Raw genomic sequence first — 19,005 nt, 5'->3', positions numbered from 1 at the left:
GATATTTTTGCTCATGCACGTCGCGGTTGCACGCTTCAGACGTACCGCGTGCAATTGATCCCCTCTATCCGTGACGCGATCGTAGCAGACGCGAGGTACTGCGCATTGTCAGAGATGATCAAATCGATGAGCGAAGTCTCGATTTCCCCCGATCAAGCCAAGGAATATATTAAAAAAACACTCCCGAATTAACATTTTCATAATGTCTTCAGAATGTCAATTCGAAACAGGGCGTGACTTTATTGGGATAGGTTCGACGTGGTTTTAGACAAGATGCCAATCGTGAATACTGCACACGATCGCGGTCGTCGATACCGTTCTACTGCCGCTTCGAAGCGACCCGCCTGGGGCAGTTCACGATCGGACTGCGTGCTTGCAGAATCCCGGCCGCATCGTCACCCACGGCATGCCCCGCACCGCGCAAAAAATCCGCGCCGATGGGCTGGACTACTCCTATCTGCTTCTGCATCTGAGTGGAAGCGCCAGCTGGCGGTTCGGCAGACAGTCGATCGACGCCATGCCGTCGCAGCCCGTGCTGCACGGAGCCGCGCCAATGACGTTCAGCGACTGGATCGTCAACGGATGTCGCTGACCCGCCGGAACCGGAACCGCCACGTTTCTGTAGCCGCTCCCTTCATAACCACGCCGCCCTCCGCCGCGCCGTCCCGCCCCCACCCCGCACACCCGCGCCCCGCCTCACGCTCCGCCTGACGACCGTCAACTTCGTCGAAAACCCTTCCTTGAAATTAACTAACCCGTCAATTAGCGTCGTCTGCATGAACCCGAAATCCGCTGCCGCCAAGCCGCGCGGGCGCCGCCCGTCGGTGGACGACTTCGACCTGCGCAACCACATGCTCGACGTCGCGACGAGCCTGTTCGCCGAGCGTGGCATCGCGGCGACGACGGTCGCGCAGATCGCGGCGGCCGCCGGCGTCACGTCGGCGATGGTCCACTACTACTTCACGAACCGCGAGCAGCTGCTCGACGCGATCGTCGAGGAGCGCCTCGCGCAGGTCATCGCGTTCGTCTGGCGGCCGACCGAGCCGCAGGTCGAAAGCGATCCATTCGCGCTCGTCGCGGAGCTCGTCGACCGCTTCTTCGACGTCACCGCGCGGATGCCGTGGCTGCCGTCGCTGTGGCTGCGCGAGATCGTCAACGAAGGCGGCCAGTTGCGCGAGCGGATGGTCAAGCGCATCCCGCTCGAACACATCGGCCGCTTCGCCGAACGCATCCGGCGCGCGCAGCAGACTGGCGTCGTGAACCCCGCGCTCGAACCCGCGCTCCTGTTCCAGTCGATCATCGCGCTCGTGATGCTGCCGCTCGCGACCGCGAAGCTGTGGCAAAGCGCGCGCGGGCTGCCGCCGATCGATCGCGGCGTGCTGCAGCGGCACGTCGGCGCGCTGCTCGGGTTCGGCATGCAGCCGCCGACCGGCTCCGGGAGCCGATCGTGAACGCGCTGCGCGCCACGTCGCTCGTACTGGCCGCCGGCGTCGCGCTGGCCGCCGGCTGCGGGCAGCGCGCCGACGTGCGCGCGACTTACCAGGGCTACGTCGAAGGCGAATTCGTCTATCTGTCGTCGTCGCAATCGGGCACGCTGACACAACTGGCCGTGCAGCGCGGCCAGAGCGTCGCCGCGAACGCGCCCGCGTTCGCGCTCGAAGCGGTCAACGAAACGGCGACGCTGCAGCAGGCGCAGCACCAGCTGTCAGCCGCGCAGGCGCAGCTGGCCGACCTGCGGACCGGCAAGCGCCCGCCGGAAGTGAACGTCACGAAAGCGCAGCTGGCGCAGGCCGTCGCGCAGGCAGGCAAGGCCGCCGACCAGCTCGCGCGCGACGAACGGCAATACCGGGCCGGCGGCATTTCGGCGCAGCAGCTCGACGACTCGCGCACGGCGGCGCGCACGAGCGCCGCCCAGGTGCGCGAGTTGCAGAGCCAGGTCGACGTCGCGCGCCTGCCCGGCCGTTCGCAGCAGATCGCCGCGCAGGCCGCGCAGGTCGACGCGGCGCAAGCGGCCGTAGCCGTTGCGCAATGGAAGCTCGACCAGAAGCGCGTTGCCGCGCCGGCGGCCGGGCGCATCTACGACACGCTGTACCGGCTCGGCGAATGGGTGCAGGCCGGCAGTCCGGTCGTGCAGATGCTGCCGCCGCAGAACGTCAAGGTGCGCTTCTTCGTGCCCGAGAGCGTCGTCGCGTCGCTCGCGCCCGGCCGCGCGGTCGCGATCCACTGCGACGGCTGCGCGGCCGACGTGCCCGCGCGCATCACCTACGTGTCGAGCCAGGCCGAGTACACGCCGCCCGTCATCTACAGCAACGAAAGCCGCACGAAGCTCGTGTTCATGATCGAAGCCCGGCCGGCCGTCGCCGATGCGCCGAAGCTGCACCCGGGCCAGCCGGTCGCCGTGAGGATTCCATGAGCGCGCCGAGCGTCCCGTACGCGATCGACGTCGACCGGCTGAACAAGCATTTCGGCGACAAGCACGTCGTGAAGGACGTGTCGCTGCGCGTCGCGCGCGGCGAGATCTTCGGCTTCCTCGGCCCGAACGGCAGCGGCAAGACGACGTCGATCCGGATGATGTGCGGCCTGCTCACGCCCGACTCGGGCAGCGGCACCTGCCTCGGCTACGACATCGTGCGCGAGAGCGCGCAGATCAAGCGCAGCGTCGGCTACATGACGCAGCGATTTTCGTATTGGGAAGACCTGTCGATCCGCGAGAACCTCGACTTCGTCGCGCGCGTGTACCGGATGCCGGACCGCAAGGCGGCCGTCGAACGCGCGCTCGACACGCTCGGCCTCGCGAGCCGCGCGAACCAGCTGACCGGCGCGCTGTCCGGCGGCTGGAAGCAGCGGCTCGCGCTCGCCGCGTGCATGCTGCACGGCCCCGAGCTGCTGCTGCTCGACGAGCCGACCGCCGGCGTCGATCCAGCCGCGCGCCGCGACTTCTGGGAGGAGCTGCACCGGCTCGCCGCGCAGGGCATCTCGGTGCTCGTCAGCACGCACTACATGGATGAGGCCGAGCGCTGCCACAAGCTCGCGTACATCGCGTACGGCGAGCTGCTCGCGCAAGGCACGTCGGCGGAGATCGTCGCGTCGCAGGGGCTCGCGACCTGGGCGATCGGCGGCGAGCGCCTGACGGAGCTGTCCGCGCGGCTGCGCGCGATGCCGGGCGTCGACCAGACGGTCGTGTTCGGCGCCGCGCTGCACGTGAGCGGCCGCGACCGCCGCGCGCTCGAAGCGACCGTCGAGCAGGTCGCGACCGACGCGTCGCTGCAGGTCCAGCCGATCGACACCGGCCTCGAGGACGTGTTCATCTACCTGATGAGCCGCACGCCCGACCACGCCGACGGAGCCGCGCGATGAGCACACCGTCGCGGTTTCGCTGGTCGTTCTCGATCGCGCGCTGGTGGAGCATCGTGCTGAAGGAATTCCTGCAGCTGCGCCGCGACCGCGTGACGTTCGCGATGATCGTCGGCGTGCCGATCATCCAGCTCACGCTGTTCGGCTTCGCGATCAACACGGACCCGAAGCACCTGCCGACCGCGGTGATCGTCGCCGACGCGAGCCCGTTCTCGCGCAGCTTCATCGCGGCGATGCGCAATTCCGCGTACTTCGACATCGTCGAGACGCTGCCCGACGAAGCAGCCGGCCGGCATGCGCTCGCGCGCGGCGACGTGCAGTTCGTGCTGACGGTGCCGGCCGATTTCTCGCGGCGGCTGCTGCGCGGCGAGCGGCCCGCGCTGCTGGTCGAAGCCGACGCGACCGACCCGGTCGCGACCGCGTCCGCGATCGGCGCGCTGCCGGGCCTCGTGCAGCCGGTCGCCGACAAGGACCTCACCGGCCCGCTCACGCGCCTGAACGGCCGCCCGGCCGCGTTCGACGTCGTGCTGCACCGCCTGTACAACCCGGAAGGGATCACGCAGTACAACGTCGTGCCGGGCCTGATGGGCGTGATCCTGACGATGACGATGGTGATGATGACCGGCCTCGCGATCACGCGCGAGCGCGAGCGCGGCACGATGGAGAACCTGCTCGCGACGCCCGTGCTGCCGCTCGAGGTGATGACCGGCAAGATCGTGCCCTACGTGTTCATCGGGCTGATCCAGGTGTCGATCATCCTCGCGGCCGCCCGCTTCGTGTTCGACGTGCCGTTCGTCGGCGGCGTGTTCGCGATCTACCTGTCCGCGCTGCTGTTCATCGCCGCGAACCTGACCGTCGGCATCACGCTGTCGTCGCTCGCGCAGAACCAGCTGCAGTCGATGCAGCTTGCCGTGTTCTACTTCCTGCCGAACATCCTGCTGTCCGGCTTCATGTTCCCGTTCGCCGGGATGCCGAAGTGGGCGCAGTTCATCGGCAACCTGCTGCCGCTCACCTATTTCAACCGCCTCGTGCGCGGCATCCTGCTCAAGGGCAACGGCTGGGCCGACCTGTGGCCGTCGGTGTGGCCCGTCGCCGTGTTCACCGTGGTCGTGATGGCCATCGCGCTGCGCTTCTACCGGCGCACGCTCGACTAGGGACCCGACGATGCCGCCCGCCCCGCGCCGCGCCCGCCCTGCCGCATGCGGCGTCGCCGCTGCCGCCGTCTTGCTGATCGCCGGATGCGCAGTCGGGCCTGACTTCAGCCCGCCGGCCGCGCCGCCGACACAGCGCTACACGCGCGGCGAGGCACCCGCGACGACGGTTTCCGCAAGCGGCGCGGCGGGTAACGCGCAAACTTTCTCGACGGCCGCGCACGCGCCGCCGCAGTGGTGGACGCAGTTCGGCTCCGCACCGTTGAACCGGCTCGTCGACGACGCGCTGCGGCACAGCCCGACGCTCGACGAAGCACGCGCGCGACTCGACGAGGCGCGCCGAAACTACGTCGCCGAAGCCGGCGCGACGCTGCTGCCGAGCGTCGACGCGAAGCTGTCCGGCACGCGCGAGCAAGTCGACATCGCGGCGTTCGGGCTACCAGGCAGCGTGCCGCCGCCGGGGCCGTTCACGCTGTACAACGCGTCGGTCAGCGTGTCGTACGTGCTCGACGTGTTCGGCGGCAACCGGCGTGCGCTCGAGGCGCTGCGCGCGCAGGTCGACTACCAGTCCTACGAGCTCGATGCGGCGCGGCTGACGCTCGCGGGCAACGTCGTCGCGACGGTGATCCGACGCGCATCGCTCGCGCAGCAGATCGCGCTGACCCGCCGGCTCGTCGACGCGCAGGCGCGCCAGTTGCGCATCGTCGAAGCGCGCCATGCGGCTGGCGGCGTGCCGCTCGCGGACGTGCACGCGCAGCGCACGCTGCTCGCGCAGACGCAGGGGTCGCTGCCGCCGCTCACGGCCCAGTTCGCGCAGGCCGGGCACCGGCTCGCGATCCTGCTCGGCGAGCCGCCGGCGGACGCGGACCTGCCCGACGTATCGCTCGACGCGCTCGCGCTGCCCGCCGCCCTGCCGGTCACGCTGCCGTCGACGCTGGCGCGCGAACGGCCCGACATCCGCGCGGCCGAAGCGCTGCTGCATCAGGCGAGCGCGAACGTCGGCGTCGCGACCGCGAACCTGTACCCGCGCTTCGCGATCTCGGCCGGCGCGGGCTCGGAGCGCATGCGCATCGCGGACCTCGTGAACAGCCTGAACATCTGGAACATCGGGCTGAACCTGACGCAGCCGCTGTTTCACGGCGGCGAGCTGCGCGCGCGCAAGCGTGCGGCCGAAGCGGCCTACGACGCGGCGTTCGCCGTCTACCGGCAGACCGTGCTGCAGGCGCTGCAACAGGTTGCCGACGCGCTGCGCGCCGTCGAGCAGGATGCGGCGGCGCTGCAGTCGCGCGAGGTGGCCGCGCACGAAGCCGACGCCGGCAATGCGATTTCGGCCGACCGCTACGCGGCAGGCGGGCTCAGCGAATTCGGCTGGCTCGACGCGCAACGGCAGGCGCTGCAGACCGCGCTCGACCGCACGCGCGCGCAGGCGGACCGGCTCGCCGACACGGCGGCGCTGTTTCAGGCGTTGGGGGGAAGCCGGATGGAGGACGCCGCGCCATGACGGCGCGCCGGCATGAAAAAGATGGCCCCGTCGAGCCGGGTGACAGGACCATGAAACGGCACCCCGGCGATGCGCGCCCGGTGGCGCCAGTCGCGCGCCGCCGGGCGGACGACGCGGCCTCGCATGCCGCGTCGTCGATGCGTCGCCGGCTCAACCGGTGCGATCGATCGAGATTTCGATGCCGGCGTGGTTGTTGTCGGCGCCGGCATACGACTTTTTCTTCGCGGTGCAGGCGTAGCCGCGCCAGTCGCCCGACGCATAGACACGATCGAGATCCCAATCGGAGTATCCGCCGCCGGCAAACAGCACCTGCGCATTGCATCCGCGTATCAGCTCGCTGTCGTTCGCGCGGTTGAAGTCGCCGATCCAGAGGGTCTTCTGTGTGCTCTGATGTCCGAACTGCCCCTTGTCGACAATGGCGCTGACCGCCGCGTTGAGCGCATCGGTCGCATACTTGACGTTGCCGGACTTCAGGTGAACGAACACCACGCGGATGTCGTCGCCGCGGATCGTGAACGTCGCGAGCGGACGGACCTGCTGCGCCAGTACGTCGAGATCCGTGACCCCGGTAATGACGCGTCCGGCGTCCTCCTTCTGCTGAACGGACATCACCGGATTGCCGCCGCTCCAGTTCAGCGCGAATCCCTGTTTGACGACAGCCGATTCGGCGAGCAGCACCAGGTCGAAATCCCGGTACGGGACCGCGCCCCACTGCCCGCCGCCGCCCTGGTTCATGTAGAAGATCTTCATCGCTTCTCCTCGTGTGTTGGTAAGAAGAAGCGTACGGGCCGCGCGCGATCGGAGAAATGCGCCGGAAGTCGCGACTTCGGCCCGGGAAGGCCGTCGTGTGTCGCCGCTCTTCGGGGAAACCGGCGCGTCCGGCTCAAAAAGAAAAAACCGGCCCGAAGGCCGGTTTGGGTACCGCGTTCCGGATGCGGCGCTCGCGCGCCGCGCGGAATCAGAAGCGGTGGATCAGGCCGACGCCGACGCCGATCTGGTTCTGGCCTGCGCCAGCGGCGACGCCGTCGCCGATCGAGGTCGTTGCCTGGACGATCGCACCCTTGTTGAGCGTGTTGCCGCTCGCGTGCTGGTAAGCCTCAACCGCGTACAGGCCCGTGCGCTTCGACAGGCTGTAGTACTGCGACAGCGTGACCTGGTGGTACTTCGCCGAGCTCGTGATGCCGTTCGACTGGGTCGCTGCCGTGTACGAGTAGCCGGCCGCGAAGTCCCACTGCGCGTTCGCCTTCCAGTGCAGCACGGCGCCGCCCGTGTTGAAGATCGCCGTGTTGTTGAAGCCCGACAGCGTGCCCGGGATGTACTGGACGTTCGAGTACGACACCGAGATGTCCCACGCCGGCGTGAACTGGTAGCCCGCCGTCACGGCGAAACGCTGTTGCGACTGGGCCTTCAGGAAGCCGTTGTTGATCGCCGACTGGGCCGGCTGGTTGCCGTCGCCCGCCGCCGTCAGGCCGTTCTGGGCCGTCGAGTTCGCACCCCAGGTGCCGCCGCCCAGCGCCGAGTTGTTGATACGCTGGTAGCCGACCGCGATGCCTGCCGGACCGTTCAGGTACTGGATCGCCGCGCTCCACGTCGAGCCGCGGTTCACGCTGCCCGGCACGCCGCCGAACGAATACGAGCCGCCAACCGTGAAGCCGTAAATCTTCGGCGAAATGTAGACGAGCGAGTTGTTCGCGCGGTAGCTGGTATCCAGCGAGTCGATATCGCCCGGGTGCGCGCCGTAGTAGCCGGTCAGCCAGGTCGTCGGGCTGTACGGCGACAGCAGCGTGTAGTACGCGGTGTACTGGCGGCCGGCCGTCAGCGTACCGTACGTCGCGTTGGTCAGGCCGACCCACGCCTGGCGGGTGAAGATGCCGTTCGAGAACGTCGACGTGCCGTCGGTGGTCCGCACGCCCGCTTCGAGCTGGAACACCGCCTTCGTGCCGCCACCCAGATCCTCACTGCCCTTCAGGCCGAAGCGGCTGCCCGCCCACACGCCCGTGGACATCAGAAACTTCGAGTGACCGCCCGACGTTGCGCCGGTCGACGGCGCCGCGTTGTTCTGGTAAGCAAGACCGTTGTCGACGATACCGTACAGGGTCACGCTGCTCTGTGCGTGTGCGGTGGTGACGGCCGCAAGGCCAGCTGCCGTCATGGCGACAGCGACGCGCTTTTTCATTGATTCTCCGTCCTCAAAGAATGTTTCTTATCTGGTGTGGTTGTGACACATGTGCGAGTACATGCGGACGCAATTCTGACGGATTACCGAATATTTCCCAACACGCATAGTCGGTCATCGTATGATCGGCGCAACGCGAAGGTTCACCAGACAGTTACGCGTCGCCCGCAACGGCATGACTGGCACCGGTTTCAGGCGTTTCCCGGTGAAAACCCTAGCTTTACATTTTTACGTGTGCGCCGCGCCCGTCTCACGTCGTCAGACGCCCGCGTGACCGGCTCGTCAGACGAATCGGCCGACGCAGGCTTTCATTGCATTCCGCATGGCCGCGCAGGATGGCTGACGAATGTGGCAAACGTATTTCGTCAACCGAAACGTCGCACGGCGGCGTGATCAATGAGGTGGAATGTTGCGGATGTCGAAGCACTGGCGCCCGGCATTGCACCGGGGCTGACCACAGATTCTCTTTCCGTCAAGAGCGGGCCTGTGTCCGGATCAACGCGTCGACCGCGTCGACGAGGCGCGTCACCCGTGCGCGGATCGCGGCATTCGAGCCGACGATCGCGAGCGACGACGCCATGATCCGGTAGACGCGCTTTCTCGTCACCTTGGCCGGCCGCGCCGGATCGAGCCACGCATCATGGGCGGCGAGCAGTTTCAGCGTCTCGAGACCGATCAGGATCGGCCACAGGCACGCCAGCCGCAGCCGCACGAAGCGTCGCGGAATCGCGACCGTGTACAGGCATGCGTCGCGGTACTGCGCGAGCGCGACGCGCAGCAGGTCAAACAGCACGGCCCGCGCGCGCGGCGACGCATCCGGCGCCAGCAGGTCCGGCACGCCGAGCCCATGGGCGTCCAGCACCTCCTGCGGCAGGTAACAGCGGCCGATCCGCAGGTCCTTCGCGCAGTCGCGCAGGATGTTGGTCATCTGCAGCGCCTTGCCGAAGCGGATGCCCTTCTCCCGCATGTCCGGCAGGTCCCAGCGCCGCGCGGCCCGCGTGTGCATGCCGGTCATGTCGGTCCAGAACTCGCCGACGCAGCCGGCGACGAGATACGTGTAGCGATCGAGCAGCTCGCGCGACGGCAGCGCGGCCACCTGCCCCGCCTGCTCGTCCGGAAACGTGCGCAGGTCGAACTCCATCCCCGACGTCAGCGTCGCGACGACCTTGCGGATCGCCGCGCTGTCTGCGTCCGACTGCGTGCGCAGCAGCGCGAGCATCGGCTGCATCGAGCCGAGCAGCACGTGTTCGTGGGAATCCGTCTGCATCCGCGTCACGTCTTCGAGCGCGTGCGACAGCGCGACGCCGTCGTCGAGCCGTTCGATGTTCTCCCGCAGCTGCGTCAGCAGCGCCGCGCGGCGGTCGGGCGCGACGAGCGCGGTGTCCGCGATCGTGTCGGCCGCGCGCGCGAGCAGGTAAGCGAGACCGACCGGGTCGCGCATGCCGTCGGGCAGCACGCGCAGCGTCAGGTAGAAGGAGCGGGAAACGTTCTTCAGGAGGTCGCCGAGCAGATAGGCGGAATCGGTGTGGTTCGTCATGGGTCCGGGAAATTCGGCCGGAGCGCGGGCCGGACGCGCGCGGCGGCCGGCGCCCGCCCCCGTCCGCGAGTCGCCGCATCGCCCGGCCCGGCCGGCGGTCCGCCCGGCCCGGCGATGCAAAAGTCCCGCAAGTTTAGTGCATCCGGCGCAAGACTTGCCCACGGACTGGCTGGCGCGGCGCGAATCTACCAGAAAGCAGCAGGTAATATAGATGTAATGATCCGATGAGACGATCGCGTCCCGTTCGGCATCGTTTACACGCCCGCGCACGTCGCGCGCAGGGCGCCCCGACATCCGTCATTTCCAATTTCCATTCCGAAGGTTCACCGACATGTTTTTCAAGCGCTCGTTCGCCCTCCGCTGCGTCCCCGTCGCCTGCGCCGCCACGTTCGTGCTCGCCGGCTGCGGCGGCGACGAAATCACGCGGGACCCCACGCAGCCGCTCTCCGCCAAGGTGCAGGTGGTCGGCCATCGCGGCGCGAGCGCGCTGCGCCCCGAGCACACGCTCGCGTCGTACCGCAAGGCGATCGAGGACGGCGCCGACGTGATCGAGCCCGACCTCGTCTCGACCCGCGACGGCGTGCTCGTCGCGCGCCACGAGAACGAGATCTCCGGCACGACCAACGTGTCGACGCTGCCGCAGTTCGCGAGCCGCAAGGCGACCAAGACGATCGACGGCGTGCAGCTGACCGGCTGGTTCACCGAGGACTTCACGCTCGCCGAGCTGAAGACGCTGCGCGCACGCGAGCGCATTCCGAAGTTCCGTCCGGCGAACACCGCGTACAACGACCAGTACGAGATTCCGACCTTCGACGAGATCGTCGCGCTCGCGAAGCAGATGTCCGCGCAGGTCGGCCGCACGATCCACCTGTATCCGGAGACCAAGCACCCGACCTACTTCCAGTCGATCGGCCTGCCGCTCGAGGACCGCCTGGTCGACGCGCTCCGGAAGGATCCGTACACCGCGACCACCGCGACCATCTACATCCAGTCGTTCGAGGTCGCTAACCTGAAGGCGATCCGCAACCGGATCCGCTCGAGCCAGCCGAACTGGAAGCTCGTGCAGCTGATGGACGACGCGGCGCAGCGCCCGTACGACTTCGTGAAGGCGAACGACAATCGCACGTATGGCGACCTGTCGACGCGTGACGGGATGCGCGAGGTCGCGACCTATGCGAACGGCGTCGGCCCGTACAAGACGTCGATCATCGCGGTGAACACAGACGGCACGCTGCAGCAGCCTACCCCGTACGTGCGCTACGCGCACGAGGCGGGCCTCGTCGTGCATCCGTACACGTTCCGGCCGGAAAACAACTTCCTGCCGGCGTCGCTGAAGGACGGCGGCGCGGCGAGCGTGCGCAACACCGCCGGCTCGGTGCGCGAGATCCAGGCGTACCTGCGCGCGGGCATCGACGGCTTCTTCACCGACGATCCGGCCGTCGGCCGCACGGCGGTCGATACGTTCCGGCGTTAAGCACGGGGAACAGGCGCGCGCCGCGGTCGGGCGCGCGTCAGATCACCCGAAAGTGGTGCGTGCCGTCGCGCTTCAACTGATCGACGAGCCCGAATTCCCAGTCGAGATACGCCTGCATCGCGGCGGCCGCGTTGTCGGTGCCTTCGTACGGACGCCGGTAGCGATCGATGCGCGGCGACGCGAGCCGCGTGTCGCCGGCTTCGACCGGCAGGCCCGCATCGATCCACGCCGCGGTGCCGCCGGCCAGCACCGCGATCTCCGCCGACGCCGGCAGCAGCGCGCGCGCGTCGGCCGCCGCGAAGCGCGCGAGCAGGCTCGATCCGCACGTGAACACGTAGCGCCGCGCGGCCGGAATCGCCGCGAGCGCGTCGCGCAGCTGCGCGCGCACCGCGAACCACGCGCCCGGGACATGGCGCTTCACATAGTTGGCGCTGGCCGTGACGTCGACGATCGCGATCTCGTCGGGCGCCGCTTCGCGCAGCCAGCCCGCCAGCGTCGCGGGCGACACTTCCGCGACGCCGGGCGCCGCCGGCACGTCGCGCGGCGGCTGGCCGGTCTCGCCGAACGCCTGCGCGCCGGCCTCGACGACCCGCACGTCCCAGCCCATCTGCGCGAGCCACGACGCGGTCATGTCCGCGCGCACGCCGTCGTCGTCCGCGAGCACGATCCGCGCGCCGCGCACCGGCGCGTGATGATCGGTCTCCTGCACGAGCTGGCCGCCCGGCGCGCTCAGGAAGCCCGGCAGGTGACCGGCCTCGTACTCTTCCGGCGTGCGCACGTCGAAGCGGTACAGCGTGCGGCCCGGCTCCGTGAGCGCGGCCACGTCCGCGAGCGCGATGCGCGGCACGCCCGCCCGTTCGGCGACCTTGCGGGCGGCGCCGCGCGCGTCGGCGCGCAGCGTTGAATCGATGTCATCCGGGAAACGCCGCGCGGCACCGTGTTCAAGCGCCTGGCCCGCGAGCGTCCAGCCGATCGTGCCGTTGCACAGCGCCGCGACCGGGTTCGGCAGCCCTGCGTTGATCAGCGACTGCGTACCGATGATGCTGCGCGTGCGGCCCGCGCAATTGACGATCACCTGCGTCGCCGGGTCCGGCGCGAGCGCGCGCACGCGCAGCACGAGTTCCGCGCCCGGCACGCTGGTCGAGGTCGGGATGTTCATCGTCCGGTATTCGTCGAAACGGCGCGCATCGACGATCACGACGTCCGCGCGCGCATCGATCAGCGCCTGCACCTCCTGGGCGGACAGCGACGGCGTATGCCGTTCGGCCTCGCCCCATTTGCCGAACGACTTGCTCGGCACGTTGACGTCGACGAACAGCTCGCCGCCCGCGGCGTGCCAGCCCGCGAGGCCGCCCTCGAGCAGCAGCACGTCGCTGTAGCCGAGCTGCGCGAGCCGCGCGGCCGCGTGCGGCGCGAGATCCTCGCCGGCCGCGTCGCCGTACACGACGATCGGCGTGTCGCGGCGCGGAATCCGCGTCCACGCGTCCAGTTCGAGCTTCGACAGCGGGAAATTGGCCGCCCACAGCGGGTGGCCCTGCGCATACGGGTCTTCCTCGCGCACGTCGATCAGCGCGATCTCGTCGCCGGCGAGCAGGCGGGCGCGCACGTCCTGGTACGACGCGGCGGCGAAGCGTTGGGGGGAATCTGCGGGTTGCGTCACGTTGTCTGATGAAGTCGGTGAAAGAAGTGAATGGAGTCCTGGCCACGCGTTGCGTCACGCATTCGAATAGCCGGAAATGAACGGCTTCACGGTGCCGTCCTCGAGATAGACGGCGCGCTCGACCTTGCCGATGTTCGCGCCGTACACGTGGATGCTGATCGACACGCGGTCGGCAAACGCATTGCTCACGCGATGGATGTCGCCGATGCGCGGCGACACGGCCTCGACCTGCCCCGGCGCGAGCCGGACCGGGTCGCCGGACGGGGCCGGCCGCCCCTGCGCGTCGAGCCGGTACGGCTGCGAGAACTCGCCGCCGCGCAGCATCCCGATCAGCCCCCACACCGTATGGTTGTGGATCGGCGTGGTCTGGCCCGGCCCCCACACGAAACTGACGATCGAGAAGCGCTCGTCCGGATCGAGATACAGCAGGTACTGGCGGTAGCGCTCGGGGTCGGGCTGCGCGAACGCGTCGGGCAGCCAGTCGTCGTGCTCGACGAGCGCGCCCAGCAGCGCGCCGCCCTCGTCCAGGATGCGCGCCTCGTTCGCGCCGGACGCGAGCAGCACGTCCAGTCCATCGACGAACGGGCGCAACGGTGTCTGCTGCAACGCAAGCGTGTTCATCGGCAGCCTCTTCGAATATGATGGATCGTCATGATGCACCTGAATGACCATGCAGAACAAACATGAAAATTAGCGATATCGACGCTTTTGCAGCGGTCGTCCGCTGCCAGACCCTCAGCCAGGCGGCCGCCGAGCTGGGGATGACGCAGCCCGCGATCACCCGGCGCGTACAGAATCTCGAGGAAGCGCTCGGCGTGGTGCTGCTCGACCGCAACACGAAACCGCCGCGGCCGACCGACATCGGCCGGCAGGTGTTCGAGCAATGCCGCGCGATCCTGCGCGAGGTCGATGCGCTGCGCGAGCTGACCGCCGGGCAACGGCCGCCCGCCGGCGCCTTCCGTCTCGGCCTCACGCAGGGCCTCGGCGAGCTGATGCTGCCCGGCCTGCTCGCCACGCTCGGCGCACGCTGGCCCGCGCTCGCGCCGCAGGTCACGACCGCGTGGGGCGGCACGCTCGTCGAGCGCGTCACCCAGCGCGAACTCGACGCGGCGCTCGTGTTCCTCGCGCGCGAGATGGTGCTGCCGCCGCAGGTCGCAGGCGACCGGCTGCTGGCCACGCGGCTCGTCGCGGTCGGCCGCCGCGGCGACTGGCCGCGCCGCAGCTACCGGCTCGCCGACTGCCACGCGCGCGGCTGGGTGCTGAACCCGGACGGCTGCGGCTTCCGCGCGGGGCTGCGGCGCGCGCTCGACGCGCAGGGTTTGCCGCTGCAGGTCACGCTCGATACGTATGGCCGCGATCTTCAACTGCAAAGCGTCGCGAACGGCGTCGGCCTCGGCCTGATGCCGTTGCCGCTCGTCGAGCAGAGCCCGCTGCGCGACGCGCTCGACGTCGTGCCGCTCGCCGACTTCAAGCCGCAGATCGACCTGTGGCTGCTCCGGCGGCACGACGCGGCCCGTCTCGCCGCGCCGCTCGCGGCGGTGGCCGAGCAGGCGCGTGCGGCCTTCGACCTGCCCGCGCACGCGAACGACAAGGCTGCATAGGCACTCGCCCGGCCCGCCGGCGACGCTTGCCATGCGCGGCTTACGCGCCGTCGCGCTGCCGCGCGTGCGCTTCCCGTTCCGCGCCGCCCTCCGCCCCTCGCACCGCATCGAGCACCGCGCGCCCCGCCGCCACCGCGATCGCATCGTCCTGCGGCGTATGCACGCGGCTGCACAGCACGTCGCGATAGTGACGTTCGAGCGGATTGCTGCGACTCAGCCCGTGATTGCCCGACAGTTTCAGCGCCTGCTCGACCACGCGGATCGCGTGCTCGGTGACGGTCCGCTTGACGAGCCCGCTCGTCGTCAGCGCGAGCGGTGCGCCGGCGTCGGCGCACGCGATCGCGTCGTCGAGCAGCACGCGGTTCGCATGCAGCCAGCCCTCGATCTCGCCGATCGCTTCCTGCACGCGCGGCAGTGTCGCGAGCGGCGCGCCGAGCCCGCTCGGCGAGCGCGTCGCGACGAATCCGGTCAGCCAGTCGCGCGCCGCGCGCGCGACCGCGTCGTACAGGCTGCCGAGCAGCGCGACCATCCACGCCTGCTGGTCGGCCTGCGCGTCGAGGTCCACGTGGCTCGCCGCCCATGCGTCGGGCGTGCGCACGTCCACCGCGTGACCGGCCGGCAGCCGCACGTCGTCGAACACGACCTCGTGGCTGCCCGACGCGCGCAGCCCCAGATGATCCCAGCTCTCGATCACGCGGATGCCCGGGTCGCCGCGCACCGGATCGCGCGGCACCAGAAACACGCCGACGCGCGGCTCGGGCTCGTCGGTGCGCGCCCACACGGCGAGCCAGCGCAACGCGGGGATGCCGGTGCTGTACAGCTTGCGGCCGGACAGCCGCCAGCCGTCGCCGTCGCGGCGCGCGACCGTCTCGGGCAGGCCGCCGCGCGTCGGTGAGCCGAGCGCGGGCTCGACCCGCAACGCGTTGATCAGCGCCCCGTCGGCCACCGCGCTGTCGAACACCGCGCGCCGCAGCGGCTCGGGCCAGCGGCTGTCGGCACGGCCGAGCGCGCGATGCTGCAGGTACGTCATCGTCAGCACCAGCGCGGTCGCCGGATCGGCCCGCGCAACCGCCGCGACGATCCGGCTCGCCTGCGCGAGCGTCGCGCCCGCGCCGCCGTAGTCGCGCGGCACGACCTGCGCGATCAGCCCCGCGCGCTGCAGTCGCGCGAAGTTCTCGTGCGGAAAGCGGCCGAGCACGTCGTTGCGCGCGGCGTCGGCCGCGAGTTCGGGCGCGAGCCGGTCGAGCAGCGCGGCGACGCGCGCGTCGGCGGCGGGCAGGTGCTGCAACGGCTGCGGCTGTGACGGCGGCGGGGAAACGGCAAGGCGGGCAGGCATCGAAACGGATTCCATCGGAAAGGAAAAGGCGCAAGCGAAGCGCGAACGCCAAGCGTAGGCGCGTCGCCCGGCCGCTCAAACCATGCAAATCTGATATTCAATTCGGGATTGATTATTTCCGTTGCGCATGATCCCGGCAGTAATCTGCGCTCCAGTCCGGCCCGCTGCCGGAGCCCTTGCACCGGAGACCCAGATGAGCGTCGAATTCATCGGCATGATCCAGAGCCAGAAGCAGTCGGAGATCCACCCGCCGACCGGCAACGCGGTCGATCCCGACTACGTGCGCGACTTCGCCCGCGCACACGAGACGGCCGGCTTCGACCGCATCCTCGTGCCGCACCACTCGACCGGCCCGTCGGCAACGCTGACGATCGCGTACGCGGCCGCCGCGACCGAGCGGATCCATTTCATGCTCGCGCATCGCCCGGGCTTCACCGCGCCGACGCTCGCCGCGCGCCAGATCGCGACGCTCGACCAGTTCAGCCGCGGCCGGCTCGCGGTGCACATCATCTCGGGCGGCTCCGATGCCGAGCAGCAGCGCGACGGCGATTTCCTCGACCACGACGCCCGCTACGCGCGCACCGACGAGTACCTCGGCATCCTGCGCCGGATCTGGACCGACGAGCAGCCGTTCGATCACGCAGGCGCGCATTACCGCTTCCGCCACGGCTATTCCGACGTGCGGCCTTACCAGAAGCCGCACGTGCCGATCTATTTCGGCGGCGCGTCGGGCGCGGCGTTCGCGGTCGCGGGCAAGCACGCGGACGTCTACGCGCTGTGGGGCGAATCGCTCGACCAGGTGCGCGACCTGACGACGCGCGTGCGCGCCGAAGCGGCGAAGCACGGCCGGCAGGTGCGCTTCTCGGTGTCGTTCCGTCCGATCCTCGCGGCGACCGAGGACGACGCGTGGGCGCGCGCGCACCGGATCCTCGACGAAACGCGCCGCCTGCGCGAAGCGGCCGGCCTCGGCGCGGGCGGCCCGCTGCAGAGCGAAGGCGCGCGCCGCCTGCTGGCCACCGCCGAGCGCGGCTCGCGCGTCGACAAGCGGCTGTGGACCGAGATCGCGAAGCTGACCGGCGCGCGCTCGAATTCGACGGCGCTCGTCGGCACGCCCGAGCAGGTCGCCGACGCGCTGCTCGACTACTACGACCTCGGCGTGACGACGTTCCTGATCCGCGGCTTCGATCCGCTCGACGACGCGATCGACTACGGCCGCGAACTGATTCCGCGCATGCGCGCGGCCGTCGCCGCGCGCGATGCCGCGCGCCGCGCCGCCTGACGACGGGAGACGACCGCCATGTCCGCCGTCCCGCCCTCGCCCGAGCGCACCGCATCCGGCCTCGCGCTGGCCGCAACGCCGCGCCAGCATTTCTGGTTCGATCCGCCCGCGCCGCGCGCCAACGTCGCGGCCGAACGCCGCCACCGGCAGGAACGCCTCGCGGCCGCGTTCCGCGTGTTCGCGCGCCACGGCTTCGCGTCGGGCCTCGCCGGCCACATCACCGCGCGCGACCCGGAGCTGCCCGATCACTTCTGGGGGAATCCGCTCGGCGTGCATTTCTCGCAAATCAGGGTGTCCGACCTGCTGCTCGTCAACGCGCGCGGCGAAACCGCGATCGGCGAGCGGCCGCTGAACAAGGCTGCGTTCGCGATCCACGCGGCGATCCACGAAGCGCATCCGCACATCGTCGCCGCCGCGCACACGCATTCGACCTACGGCAAGGCGTGGTCGACGCTCGGCCGCCTGCTCGATCCGCTGACGCAGGACGCGTGCGTGTTCCACGAGGATCACGCGCTGTTCGACGATTTCACCGGGATGGTGGTGGACACGCGCGAAGGCGCGCGGATCGCGCAGGCGCTCGCGAAGCCCGGCGGCGGCACGCACAAGGGCGCGATCCTGAAGAACCACGGCATCCTCACCGCCGGCCCGAGCGTCGAGGCTGCCGCATGGTGGTACATCGCGCTCGACAACGCCGCGCACACGCAGTTGCTCGCCGAAGCGGCGGGCACGCCGCAGCCGATCGATGCCGACACCGCCCGCCATACGCACGGCCAGATCGGCGGCCCCGACGGCGCGCTGCATGCGTTCGACAGCCTGTACGCGCGCATCGTCGCCGACGAACCCGACCTGCTCGACTGAGCGTCACGCAACACCCCGCACGACCGGAGACCTGACGATGACACATCCCGCCGCCCCCGCGCCCGAGACGCATGATGCGCATGACAACAAGCGCCGCCGCCTGCTGCGCGCCGCGGGTGCAGCCGCGCTCGCCGCGCCCGCGCTCACGCTCGGCCGCCGCGTGTGGTCCGCGACGCCGCTGAAGAAGCTGACGTTCGCATGGAACCAGAACGCGTTCTGCCTGACGCCGATCGTCGTTGCGCAGGAGCGCGGCTTCTTCGAGAAGAACGGCCTGAAGGTCGACCTGATCAACTACAGCGGCTCGACCGACCAACTGCTCGAAGCGATCGCGACCGGCAAGGCCGATGCGGCGGTCGGGATGATCCATCGCTGGCTCAAGCCGCTCGAATCGGGCTTCGACGTGAAGATCGTCGGCAGTTCGCACGGCGGCTGCGTGCGGCTGATCGGCGCGAAGGCGGCCGGCGTCACGACGCTGCAGGCGCTGAAGGGCAAGACGGTCGGCGTCAGCGATCTCGCCGCGCCCGGCAAGCATTTCTTCTCGATCCTGCTCGCGAAGAACGGCATCGATCCGGAGCGCGACATCACGTGGCGGCAATATCCGGCCGACCTGCTCGGCGTCGCGGCCGACAAGGGCGAGATCCACGCGATCGCCGACGGCGACCCGAACCTGTATCTGCTCGAAAAGCGCAGCGCCGGCAAGTACGCGGAGCTCGCGACGAACCTGTCCGGCGAATACGCGCGCAAGGTGTGCTGCGTGATCGGCGCGCGCGGCGAGCTCGTGCGCAACGACCGCCCGGCCGCCGCCGCGCTCGCGCGGTCGATCGTGCAGGCCACCGAGTTCACGCACGACAACCCGAACGAGGCCGCGAAGGTGTTCGCGAAGTATTCGCCGAAGATCGATCCGGAAGACCTGCGCAAGCTGTATGCGACGCTCACGTACACGCACCACCCGACCAGCGTCGACCTGCAGCAGGAAATCGCGTTCTACGCAGACGACTTCCGCCGGATCGGCGTGATCAAGAAAGGCACCGACCCGCAGCGCTTCGCGCAGCAGGTCTATGCGAACGTGCTGGGGTGA

17 protein-coding genes are annotated in these 19,005 nt (G+C 69.5%); 11 read left to right on the top strand and 6 right to left on the bottom strand.

Features of this window, described 5'->3' with window-relative positions:
• Positions 1–373 precede the first annotated feature (373 nt).
• The 6 genes from B7P44_RS24525 to B7P44_RS24500 all read left to right on the top strand — a co-directional run bounded on the left by B7P44_RS24525 (position 374) and on the right by B7P44_RS24500 (position 6,006).
• Positions 374–592, top strand: coding sequence for a hypothetical protein (locus tag B7P44_RS24525; RefSeq protein WP_084908550.1), 219 nt, complete (start codon positions 374–376; stop codon positions 590–592).
• Positions 593–776: 184 nt separating this feature from the next.
• Complete coding sequence (locus tag B7P44_RS24520) at positions 777–1,451, top strand: TetR/AcrR family transcriptional regulator (RefSeq protein WP_084908549.1); 675 nt, start codon at positions 777–779, stop codon at positions 1,449–1,451.
• A complete protein-coding gene (locus B7P44_RS24515) occupies positions 1,448–2,413 on the top strand; it encodes an HlyD family secretion protein (RefSeq protein WP_084908548.1) in 966 nt (321 codons plus the stop codon). The genes B7P44_RS24520 and B7P44_RS24515 overlap by 4 nt, the downstream gene beginning before the upstream one ends.
• Complete coding sequence (locus B7P44_RS24510) at positions 2,410–3,357, top strand: ABC transporter ATP-binding protein (protein WP_084908547.1); 948 nt, start codon at positions 2,410–2,412, stop codon at positions 3,355–3,357. The genes B7P44_RS24515 and B7P44_RS24510 overlap by 4 nt, the downstream gene beginning before the upstream one ends.
• Positions 3,354–4,508: an ABC transporter permease gene (locus B7P44_RS24505; RefSeq protein ID WP_084908546.1), complete on the top strand. Its 1,155-nt coding sequence runs from the start codon at positions 3,354–3,356 to the stop codon at positions 4,506–4,508. Before B7P44_RS24510 ends, B7P44_RS24505 begins: the two co-directional genes overlap by 4 nt.
• A 10-nt stretch (positions 4,509–4,518) precedes the next feature.
• Positions 4,519–6,006, top strand: a complete 1,488-nt coding sequence (locus tag B7P44_RS24500; protein WP_084908545.1) for an efflux transporter outer membrane subunit — start codon at positions 4,519–4,521, stop codon at positions 6,004–6,006.
• A gap of 150 nt (positions 6,007–6,156) precedes the next feature.
• Here B7P44_RS24500 and B7P44_RS24495 read toward each other — a convergent pair whose 3' ends face one another.
• From B7P44_RS24495 to B7P44_RS24485, 3 genes are all read right to left on the bottom strand, one after another.
• Complete coding sequence (locus B7P44_RS24495; RefSeq protein WP_084908544.1) at positions 6,157–6,756, bottom strand: hypothetical protein; 600 nt, start codon at positions 6,754–6,756, stop codon at positions 6,157–6,159.
• Positions 6,757–6,964: 208 nt separating this feature from the next.
• Entirely contained in the window at positions 6,965–8,182 is a 1,218-nt protein-coding gene (locus tag B7P44_RS24490; protein ID WP_084908543.1) for a porin, read from the bottom strand.
• A gap of 472 nt (positions 8,183–8,654) precedes the next feature.
• Positions 8,655–9,719 carry a phytoene/squalene synthase family protein gene (locus B7P44_RS24485; RefSeq protein ID WP_084908542.1) on the bottom strand — a complete coding sequence of 355 codons (1,065 nt, stop codon included), beginning with the start codon at positions 9,717–9,719 and terminating at the stop codon, positions 8,655–8,657.
• A gap of 331 nt (positions 9,720–10,050) precedes the next feature.
• Here B7P44_RS24485 and B7P44_RS24480 point away from each other — a divergent pair, with 331 nt between their 5' ends.
• The gene (locus B7P44_RS24480) at positions 10,051–11,193 is read left to right on the top strand and encodes a glycerophosphodiester phosphodiesterase (RefSeq protein ID WP_084908541.1); all 1,143 of its coding nucleotides are present in this window, start codon (positions 10,051–10,053) and stop codon (positions 11,191–11,193) included.
• A 37-nt stretch (positions 11,194–11,230) separates the two neighbouring features.
• Here B7P44_RS24480 and B7P44_RS24475 read toward each other — a convergent pair whose 3' ends face one another.
• A complete protein-coding gene (locus B7P44_RS24475; protein WP_084908540.1) occupies positions 11,231–12,853 on the bottom strand; it encodes a rhodanese-related sulfurtransferase in 1,623 nt (540 codons plus the stop codon).
• A 54-nt stretch (positions 12,854–12,907) separates the two neighbouring features.
• Positions 12,908–13,474 carry a cysteine dioxygenase family protein gene (locus B7P44_RS24470; protein ID WP_084910008.1) on the bottom strand — a complete coding sequence of 189 codons (567 nt, stop codon included), beginning with the start codon at positions 13,472–13,474 and terminating at the stop codon, positions 12,908–12,910.
• Positions 13,475–13,536: 62 nt separating this feature from the next.
• Between B7P44_RS24470 and B7P44_RS24465 the strand changes: the two genes are divergently transcribed.
• Positions 13,537–14,454, top strand: a complete 918-nt coding sequence (locus B7P44_RS24465) for a LysR family transcriptional regulator (RefSeq protein ID WP_084908539.1) — start codon at positions 13,537–13,539, stop codon at positions 14,452–14,454.
• 40 nt (positions 14,455–14,494) lie between these two features.
• On the opposite strand, the gene B7P44_RS24460 is transcribed toward B7P44_RS24465, so the two are convergent.
• Positions 14,495–15,790 (bottom strand): acyl-CoA dehydrogenase family protein, encoded by a 1,296-nt coding sequence (locus B7P44_RS24460; RefSeq protein ID WP_084910007.1) that lies wholly within the window; start codon positions 15,788–15,790, stop codon positions 14,495–14,497.
• Between the two features lie 193 nt (positions 15,791–15,983).
• Here B7P44_RS24460 and B7P44_RS24455 point away from each other — a divergent pair, with 193 nt between their 5' ends.
• The 3 genes from B7P44_RS24455 to B7P44_RS24445 are packed head-to-tail and all read left to right on the top strand — an operon-like array spanning position 15,984 to position 19,005.
• The gene (locus B7P44_RS24455; protein WP_084908538.1) at positions 15,984–17,069 is read left to right on the top strand and encodes an LLM class flavin-dependent oxidoreductase; all 1,086 of its coding nucleotides are present in this window, start codon (positions 15,984–15,986) and stop codon (positions 17,067–17,069) included.
• An 18-nt stretch (positions 17,070–17,087) separates the two neighbouring features.
• Positions 17,088–17,927 (top strand): class II aldolase/adducin family protein, encoded by an 840-nt coding sequence (locus B7P44_RS24450; RefSeq protein ID WP_084908537.1) that lies wholly within the window; start codon positions 17,088–17,090, stop codon positions 17,925–17,927.
• 37 nt (positions 17,928–17,964) lie between these two features.
• On the top strand, positions 17,965–19,005 hold the full coding sequence (locus B7P44_RS24445; RefSeq protein WP_084908536.1) for an ABC transporter substrate-binding protein: 1,041 nt from the start codon (positions 17,965–17,967) through the stop codon (positions 19,003–19,005).

The organism is Burkholderia ubonensis subsp. mesacidophila (genome assembly GCF_002097715.1).
GTDB lineage: Bacteria > Pseudomonadota > Gammaproteobacteria > Burkholderiales > Burkholderiaceae > Burkholderia > Burkholderia mesacidophila.
The sequence above is the reverse complement of the archived record's forward strand: the minus strand, read 5'-3'. Positions and strand labels throughout refer to the sequence as shown.